We start from the raw sequence: 7,500 nt of genomic DNA on the forward strand, positions 1-7,500 counted from the left end.
GGGCGCCTGGGAAGAAGACACCGAAAAGCGTTGGTAGGGCTTACGTTGGTTTTTGGTTCCATTGCTCCCCAAACCCCTTACCCGGCAATTCGGTAGGCGCCGCCACCTGCTCTGCATGCAGCGCAACGCCCAGTCGTGGAACTGCTTCGAGTAACAGGCGGGTATAGGGATGGCGTGGCTGATCGAGCACCTGGGCAGCCTGGCCCAGCTCGACGATTTGCCCCAAATACATCACCGCTACCCGGTCTGCCATATGACGCACGACGGACACGTTGTGGGAAATCAGGATGTAGGTCAGGTTGCGGGCGCGTTGCAGCTCTGCGAGCAGGTTGAGGATCTGCGCCTGAACCGAGATATCCAGCGCCGATGTGGGTTCGTCGAGGACGATAATATCCGGGTCGGAGGACAGGGCCCGGGCAATGGCAATCCGCTGACGCTGGCCGCCGGAGAACTGGTGGGGGAAGCGGTCCAGGTATTCCGGGCGGATACCGACCTGGGACGCGACCTTGGCTGCCACCTCGCGCATCTGTGCCCGATCGACATGACCCCGGGCGTACAGCGGCTCGGTGATGATCCGCCAGATCGGCAGACGCGGGTCGAGCGAAGACTGGGGGTCCTGGAACACAATCTGCACGTTGTTGCGGCCTTCGCTGCCGGTGCGACTGGCCCAGTTCAAATCGCCGCTGCTGGGCGCAATCAAGCCCATCAACAACTGCGCCAATGTGCTTTTGCCACAGCCTGACTCACCCACGATCCCCAGGGTTTCGCCCGCTCGTACCTGAAGATCAATGCCATTGAGGGCGTGAGCAAAGCCTCGCGGCCGACCCAGCCAGTCGTTACTGACGGGGAAACGCACACGAACATCGTTGAGTTGAAGAATCGGGGGAGCCATGTCGATAGCCCTATGAAGGACAGCATTGTTCATCACGAAAGCTCCTTGACGGGCAACCAGCAAGCGCTTTTACGTTGGTCGTTGATGGCATTGAGGGTAGGACGTTTGGCACAGACCGGCATGGCGTAAGAGCACCGCTCCTGAAACGTGCAGCCCTCGGGTAAAGAGGCGAGGTTGGGGACTTGCCCGGGAATGGTCAGCAACGGCTGGCCCGGCTCCACCATTTCCGGAAGGCCGCTGAGCAGCCCACGGGTATAGGGGTGTTGCGGGTTGTTCATCACGTCGACGGTGCGGCCTTCTTCGACCACAGCGCCGGTGTACATGACATACACCCGGTCACAGAATTGCGACACCAATGCCATGTCATGGGTGATGAGCAAAATGGCAGTCCCCCGTTGCCTGGCCTTTTCTCGCAGCAGCAACAGCACCTGGCGTTGCACCGTCACGTCGAGCGCGGTGGTCGGCTCGTCGGCGATCAAGAGTTGCGGTTCACAGGAGAACGCCAGCGCAATCATCACCCGTTGACGCATGCCCCCGGACAGTTCGAACGGGTAGCTCTCCAATACGTGCTCTGGGCTGGCGATGTGCATGTCGCGCAACAGGGCAATCTCCTTGAGCCGCGCCTGGGCAGCACTGATTTTCTGGTGATGGATGATCACATCGAGCATTTGTCGACCGATACGCCGGGTCGGGTTCAGGGCGGTCATCGGCTCCTGGAAAATCATCGCCGCATCGCGTCCGCGAATCTGCAGCAGTTCCTTTTCAGGCGTTGTGAGCATGTCGCGGCCGAGCATGCTAAGGCTGCCCGCGGTAATGCGATAGCTGCGCTCGGGCAGCAGACGCATACTGAGCATCGCCGTGACCGACTTGCCCGACCCGGACTCGCCCACCACGCCGACGATTTCGCCGGGATTGACGTGCAACGTCACGCCGTTCAAGGCTTTCACATTGTTTTTGTAAGCCGGGAATTCCAGGCTCAGATTGTCGATGGCCAGCACTGGGCTCGAAGTCTGCATTGTCATTTCCCCTGTTGCCGTGGGTCGAGCAGGTCGCGTACACCATCGCCCAGCAGGTTGAAACCGGTGGCGGTGATCAGAATCGCCATGCCTGGAAAGGTCGAATACCACCAGTTATCGAGGATGTAATTGCGCCCGGTGGCGACCATTGCGCCCCATTCGGCGGTTGGCTGTTGCGCGCCCAGTCCGATGAATCCAAGGGCCGAGGCCATGAGGATGGCGCTACCGATATCCAGGCTCAGTTGTACCAGCAAGGGCGGCATTGCGTTTCGCGCCACGTGCCAGTGCACCACGTGCCAGCGTCCGGCCCCGAACGTATGGGCGGCCTTGACGTACCCCATCTGTCGAATACTCAAGGCCTGGCCACGGGCCAGTCGTACGTAGGATGGGATTCGCACCAGGGTAATGGCCAGCATGGCGTTGAACAGACTCGCGCCCAATGCGGCCGCCAATGCCATGATCAGCACCAGTGACGGGACCGACAGCATGATGTCCATCAGGCGCATGATGAAGGCGTCGAAACGCCCACCGATCACCCCCGAAAAGCACCCCAGCAGCCCGCCGATGAAACAGGAGGCGAAAGCCACGAATAGGCCGACGCCCACCGACTGCTGGCTGCCGAACAGCACCCGGCTGAACAGGTCGCGACCCACTTCATCAGTGCCAAACCAATGGTCGGCGGATGGCGGCGCCAGGCGTTCGCCAAGGTTCAGTGCATTCGGGTCGTGGCTGGCGAGCCAGGGCGCGAAGATCATGCACAGCAGTACGATAGAAGTGATCAACAGGCCCGCCATGGTCAGCGGGCTCCGGCGGATCTGGTAAGCCAGGTAGGCGAGTTTTTCAGCCCTGCGCGGGCCACGTGCCGCCGTCAGAGTCACAGACATTTCAATTCACCTCGCCGATGCGTGGGTCGATCACGCGATACAAAAGGTCGATAGCCATGTTCAACAGGACATAGATGAACGAAACCAGAATCGCAAAGCCCATCACCGCCGGGAAATCCAGCGACTGGATCGACTTGACCACATAGGCCCCCATGCCGGGCCAGGCAAATACGGTTTCGGTCAGTACCGCGCCGTACAACAAATCACCCAGGGTCAACCCAAGGACGGTCACCGAAGGGATGAGGGCGTTGGGCAGGGCGTGACGCAGGATCACTGTCCACCGGGACAGGCCATAGGCGCGCGCGGTGCGGATGTAGTCTTCGCCTAATTGATCCAGCATGGCCGAGCGGATCTGCCGGGCGACTACCCCCAGGGTCACGAAGCCCAGCGTTGCGGCTGGAAGAATCAGGTGTTCGGCCGCATCGAGAAACAGTCGGACATCGCCCGCCAGCAGCGAGTCGATCAGGTAAAAACCCGTGATCGTCGGTGGCGGCGAGAGCCCTTCAGATAGCCGGCCACCACCGGGCAGCCAGCCCAGATGGCCGTAGAACAACACGATTGCACCCAGGCCGAGCCAGAAGGCCGGGGTGGAAATACCGGTGACCGCCAGGGTCCGGGCGATCTGATCGATCAGCCGGTTGTGGTAAACCGCTGACAACACGCCCAGTGGCACACCGACCAGAATCGCTAACGTCAGTGCGACCAGCGCCAGTTCCAGTGTGGCCGGGAAGAACGCTTGCAAGTCTTCCAGGACGGGACGGTTGGTGCGTATCGAGGTTCCCAGGTCCCCGTGCAACAGATCCATCAGGTAGCGACCGTATTGTTGATACAGCGGCAGATCCAATCCCAGTTGATGACGGATGCCGGCCACGAGAGCGTCGCTGGCGCGGTCGCCGGCGATCAATCGGGCAGGGTCGCCCGGGATCAGGTGGGAAATTGAAAAAGTAATCAGCGAAACACCGAACACGACCAACATCAAGCCGAGCAGGCGCTTGCGCAACAATGTCAGGAAGGCCATCTGGCACCTCAGTTACACGAGCGACGAAATCAGAAGCCGCGCCAGCCGCCGGGGGCTGGCGCGAAGGAGCATGTTTACTTGCTCATGCTTCCCAGGTTGAACACCTGTTCGAGCATGGGGTTGAACACGTAGCCCTTGACCGAATCACGCATCGGCAGGGAGTAGCTCTTCTGATAGAGGTAGGCATAGACGCTGTCGTCGAGCACCTTTTTCTGCGCAGTCTGGTAAAGCTCGACGCGTTTGGCGGTGTCGCTGACAGCGGCCGCTTCGCGAATCAGCTTGTCGACTTCCGGGTTGCTATAGAACGAGCGGTTGCCTTGCAGGCCCTGCATCTTGGAGTCGAACCAGAAGTTCATGAACATGTACGGGTCAGCGAAGTCCGGGCTCCAGGTCCCCACCGCGATGTCGTAGTCGGCCTGGCCAACGCGTTCACGCAGGGTGGCGTTGGCGGTTTTCTCCAGTTTGAGGTTGATGCCCAGAGGGGCCAGGGCCGCCTGCAAGGTCAGGCCGATCGGTTCCCAGTTGGCGTCCTTGTCCGAGTACATGTAGTTCAGGTTGGTGATCTTCTGAGGGGCCTTGGCCAGACTGTTCTTCGCGGCGGCCAGGTCCTGCTTCATCACTGGCAGCGAACTGTCGTAGCCCCACATGCCATCCGGTATCGGCCCGTTCAGCAGCTTGGCCTTGTCCTTGAGAATGCCCTTGACGATGCCGTTGTAGTCCACCGCTTCGGTAATCGCGCGACGGGCGTTGACGTCCGTCAGAGGCCCCTTCTTGTTGTTCAGGTACAGGTAAGTGACGCGCAACGAAGGAAAATCCTTGACCACTACGCCGGGCTTGCCGCCCAGTGCGCCCAATTGGTCTTCGGGCATGTCTTCGATGATATCCAGGTCCCCGCGCTCCAGTTGCAGCCGACGCACGGAGGGCTCCGCAATCGTCTTGAGGATCACGGTCTTGAACGCAGGCTTGGGACCGGCGAAGTAGGGATTCGGCTCCATTGTGACGGACTGGCCCTTTTGCCAACTGGTCAGGCGGAAAGGACCGGAGCCTGCGGTGTGACTGGACAGCCAGGCATTGGTTTCGGCGCCCTTGTTGGCCACCAGCGGGTTAACGATCGAGGCGCCGTTGTGGGCCAGGGTGAACAGGAAGGGGGCGAACGGCGTTTTCAGCGTAAAGCGGATAGTCTGCGGGTCGATCACCGCCACCACCATGTCCTCCGGGAATGCACCGGACGGCCCTTGCTTGAGGGTCATCAGGCGATCGAAGGAAAACTTCACGGCGGCGGCATCCACTGCGGTGCCGTCATCGAACTTGTTGCCGGGCTTGATCTTGAACTCCCAGACCAGGTTGTCCGGCGACACGGTCCAGCTTTCCGCCAGATCCCCTGTCACTTCGGTGCTGCTCTTGTCACCGTCGGTTTTGTAGCTCACCAGACGCTGATAGGACGGGTAGGTGATGGTCCAGTCGTTGTTATCGAAGGTTACCGCCGGGTCGAGCGTTTGTGGGTCGGCGGGCTTGCCGATGACCAGAGTGTCCTGAGCCGTCGCTGCCGAAGCGGCTTGCCAGGCGCCCAGGCTCATCGCGCTGCACAGTAGACCAAGCAGCAGCTTGCTGGTGCGTGGAGAGGTTTTTCGGGTCACGGTGTTCATTGGGGTCATGCCGGTTTCCTTAATCATTCGATGTATGGAAGTACGTCAGGTTTTTTATAAAAGCTATAACCGGGCAGTTGCAGGTGAAGCAGGTAACGCTTGTTGTTATCGCGTAGCGTTGGCGTCGAAACTCTGTGGTTTCGTTATCGGTTTGTTGCGGTTTTAGTTGTTCGAGAACGTGGTCTGGTTGTCTTCCAGCAAGGGGTAATCATCGGCATCCGGAAGTTCGTAATGCCACCACTCAGTGGGAATTGCGCAGAACCCGGACGCGAGCATGATTCCCAGCAACAGCAGACGATTGCGTTGCACGTGAACGGGAAGGTCGGGGTAGAACTGATGGGACTTCTCTTCCATGGTGTCGAAGGCGCTGCCCATATCCAGCGGCTGTCCATCGCTGCCCACCAGGGTCAAATCCACTGCCACGCCACGGCTATGGTGGGAGCCCAAATGGGGATCGCGCACGTAGTTACCGTCAGGCAATGCCTCCCACAATAGAAACTGGGCGAAAGGTGGACGGTAGGCGTCATAAATACGCAGTGTGTAACCGGCCAGCCGCGCCAGTTCACTGGCCTTGCCCAGGCAGTCGGCCGCTTGACGATGCAGCAGGCAACGGGCACTCGGGTAAATCACCTTTCCAGCCAGATTGTCGGCACTGGCGTAGATCAGATCGATTTGCACCTGATATCGCTCGGCATCAATCTCTACAAGGGGGCTGTTGTTCACGCAAAAACTCCAGTTGGGATTGGATGGATCTAGCCTTCGAACTGGCCGAAAGCTTTTTGCAATTGTCGGTTTTTGCTCAGGCGTTCATCGAGGCGGTCGCCGAACTTTTCTGCTACGGCCGACACCATCAGGTTCAACAGGCAGGCCAGCGGGGCAGGGGAGTCCCAGAACTGCCCGACATCGGTTTTGAGTTGCAGCAGATCCAGCGGGTAGTCACGTGCCCACGGGCATTGCAGATCGGTGATCAGGGCCAAGGGCAGGTTGTTATCGATGGCGGCGTCGCAGAAGGTCCGGGTCACACTGGAATAGGCCCGGAAATCCGAAATGATTGCGTAGGGGTTGGCAAAGCCGGAATTCAGGGTTTCGGCGTAGATGCCGGACAAGCCGTCGACGTAGTAGACCTTGGGCCGGATGTATTCGAGGTGGCTATGAAACGCGGTGAGAATCCCGCGGGTCGACTGGATGCCGAGAATGAATACCGCATCGGCTTCGTAGATGCGCTGCACGATTTCAGCGAAGGCACTGCTGCGCGCCAGGCCATAGACGTGCCGGATGGCCTCGATCTCGCGACTCATGGAACGGTCGAGTGCGTCTTCTCGAGTGCTTTCGGTGCGAAAGGCGCCGATCCGGTCGGTGATCAACCACGACGCCGGCGCTTCGCCGCGCAGACTCTGTTTGACCTCATCGATGTTCTGATAACCCAGCGAACGGAAAAAACGTCCCACGGAAATGCCAGTGGTGGAAGCCTGCTGCGCGATGCTGTCGGCCGACTCGAACGGTAGCTGATCCGGGTTTCCCAACAGGTAACTGGCAATGCGTTTGCCAGTCGGGGTCAGGTTCGAGAACTCTTGCTCGAGCAACTGAAGGAAGCTGTTCTTTTCTGTAGACATATCAGCGCACCGATCGAGGGATTGTTATTGCGGTGTCATTATCGTTAAACATGTTACATGTATAACATTTATCATCAAGACAACACCACGTTTTTTTCAGACGCGTTACGCCGAATCCCGAATCCCGGAAAAGTCCGAAAAAAAACCAGCGCAATGCGCTGGTTTTTTTGTTTGGAAAACTCTCGGGAGGGGAGAGCTCAGCGAATGTTCGGCGACACTCGCTGCAGGGACAAAATCAGTTCCAGAACGGACGCTATTCCCAACCTAAAGAAAAACCCATGATCGCAGGCGTCATGCAGGCCTTGGCACCGAACAAACCATTTCATCCATACCAATCTCAGGATGCTTTTTCGAGGACAAAAACAAAACCCCTACCTGCATGCGCAGATAGGGGTTTTGGAATTTAATCTTGACGATGACCTACTCTCACA

At 58.9% G+C, this 7,500-nt stretch carries 7 protein-coding genes; all 7 read right to left on the reverse strand.

The annotated features are described in order from the left end of the window. Window positions 1-40 precede the first annotated feature (40 nt). On the reverse strand, window positions 41-925 hold the full coding sequence (locus tag AC1Q6D_RS32965; RefSeq protein WP_256590415.1) for an ATP-binding cassette domain-containing protein: 885 nt from the start codon (window positions 923-925) through the stop codon (window positions 41-43). Continuing rightward, window positions 925-1,908: an ABC transporter ATP-binding protein gene (locus tag AC1Q6D_RS32970; RefSeq protein ID WP_103406889.1), complete on the reverse strand. Its 984-nt coding sequence runs from the start codon at window positions 1,906-1,908 to the stop codon at window positions 925-927. The genes AC1Q6D_RS32965 and AC1Q6D_RS32970 overlap by 1 nt, the downstream gene beginning before the upstream one ends. A gap of 2 nt (window positions 1,909-1,910) precedes the next feature. Then, a complete protein-coding gene (gene ddpC, locus AC1Q6D_RS32975; RefSeq protein WP_047535662.1) occupies window positions 1,911-2,792 on the reverse strand; it encodes a D,D-dipeptide ABC transporter permease in 882 nt (293 codons plus the stop codon). A gap of 1 nt (window position 2,793) precedes the next feature. After that, complete coding sequence (locus AC1Q6D_RS32980; RefSeq protein ID WP_047535659.1) at window positions 2,794-3,810, reverse strand: ABC transporter permease; 1,017 nt, start codon at window positions 3,808-3,810, stop codon at window positions 2,794-2,796. A gap of 74 nt (window positions 3,811-3,884) precedes the next feature. Continuing rightward, window positions 3,885-5,465, reverse strand: a complete 1,581-nt coding sequence (locus tag AC1Q6D_RS32985) for an ABC transporter substrate-binding protein (RefSeq protein WP_103406888.1) — start codon at window positions 5,463-5,465, stop codon at window positions 3,885-3,887. A 153-nt stretch (window positions 5,466-5,618) separates the two neighbouring features. Beyond that, the gene (ddpX, locus tag AC1Q6D_RS32990; protein WP_047535651.1) at window positions 5,619-6,179 is read right to left on the reverse strand and encodes a D-alanyl-D-alanine dipeptidase; all 561 of its coding nucleotides are present in this window, start codon (window positions 6,177-6,179) and stop codon (window positions 5,619-5,621) included. A 29-nt stretch (window positions 6,180-6,208) separates the two neighbouring features. After that, a complete protein-coding gene (locus tag AC1Q6D_RS32995; RefSeq protein WP_103406887.1) occupies window positions 6,209-7,069 on the reverse strand; it encodes a MurR/RpiR family transcriptional regulator in 861 nt (286 codons plus the stop codon). Between the last annotated feature and the right edge of the window lie 431 nt (window positions 7,070-7,500).

This window comes from Pseudomonas sp. MT92, from assembly GCF_058792515.1.

Bases quoted from the DNA above. Each gene is read 5' to 3' on its own strand.
- AC1Q6D_RS32965 (WP_256590415.1), bottom strand. From the start codon at position 925: ATGAACAATGCTGTCCTTCATAGGGCTATCGACATGGCTCCCCCGATT.
- AC1Q6D_RS32970 (WP_103406889.1), bottom strand. From the start codon at position 1,908: ATGCAGACTTCGAGCCCAGTGCTGGCCATCGACAATCTGAGCCTGGAA.
- ddpC (WP_047535662.1), bottom strand. From the start codon at position 2,792: ATGTCTGTGACTCTGACGGCGGCACGTGGCCCGCGCAGGGCTGAAAAA.
- AC1Q6D_RS32980 (WP_047535659.1), bottom strand. From the start codon at position 3,810: ATGGCCTTCCTGACATTGTTGCGCAAGCGCCTGCTCGGCTTGATGTTG.
- AC1Q6D_RS32985 (WP_103406888.1), bottom strand. From the start codon at position 5,465: ATGACCCCAATGAACACCGTGACCCGAAAAACCTCTCCACGCACCAGC.
- AC1Q6D_RS32995 (WP_103406887.1), bottom strand. From the start codon at position 7,069: ATGTCTACAGAAAAGAACAGCTTCCTTCAGTTGCTCGAGCAAGAGTTC.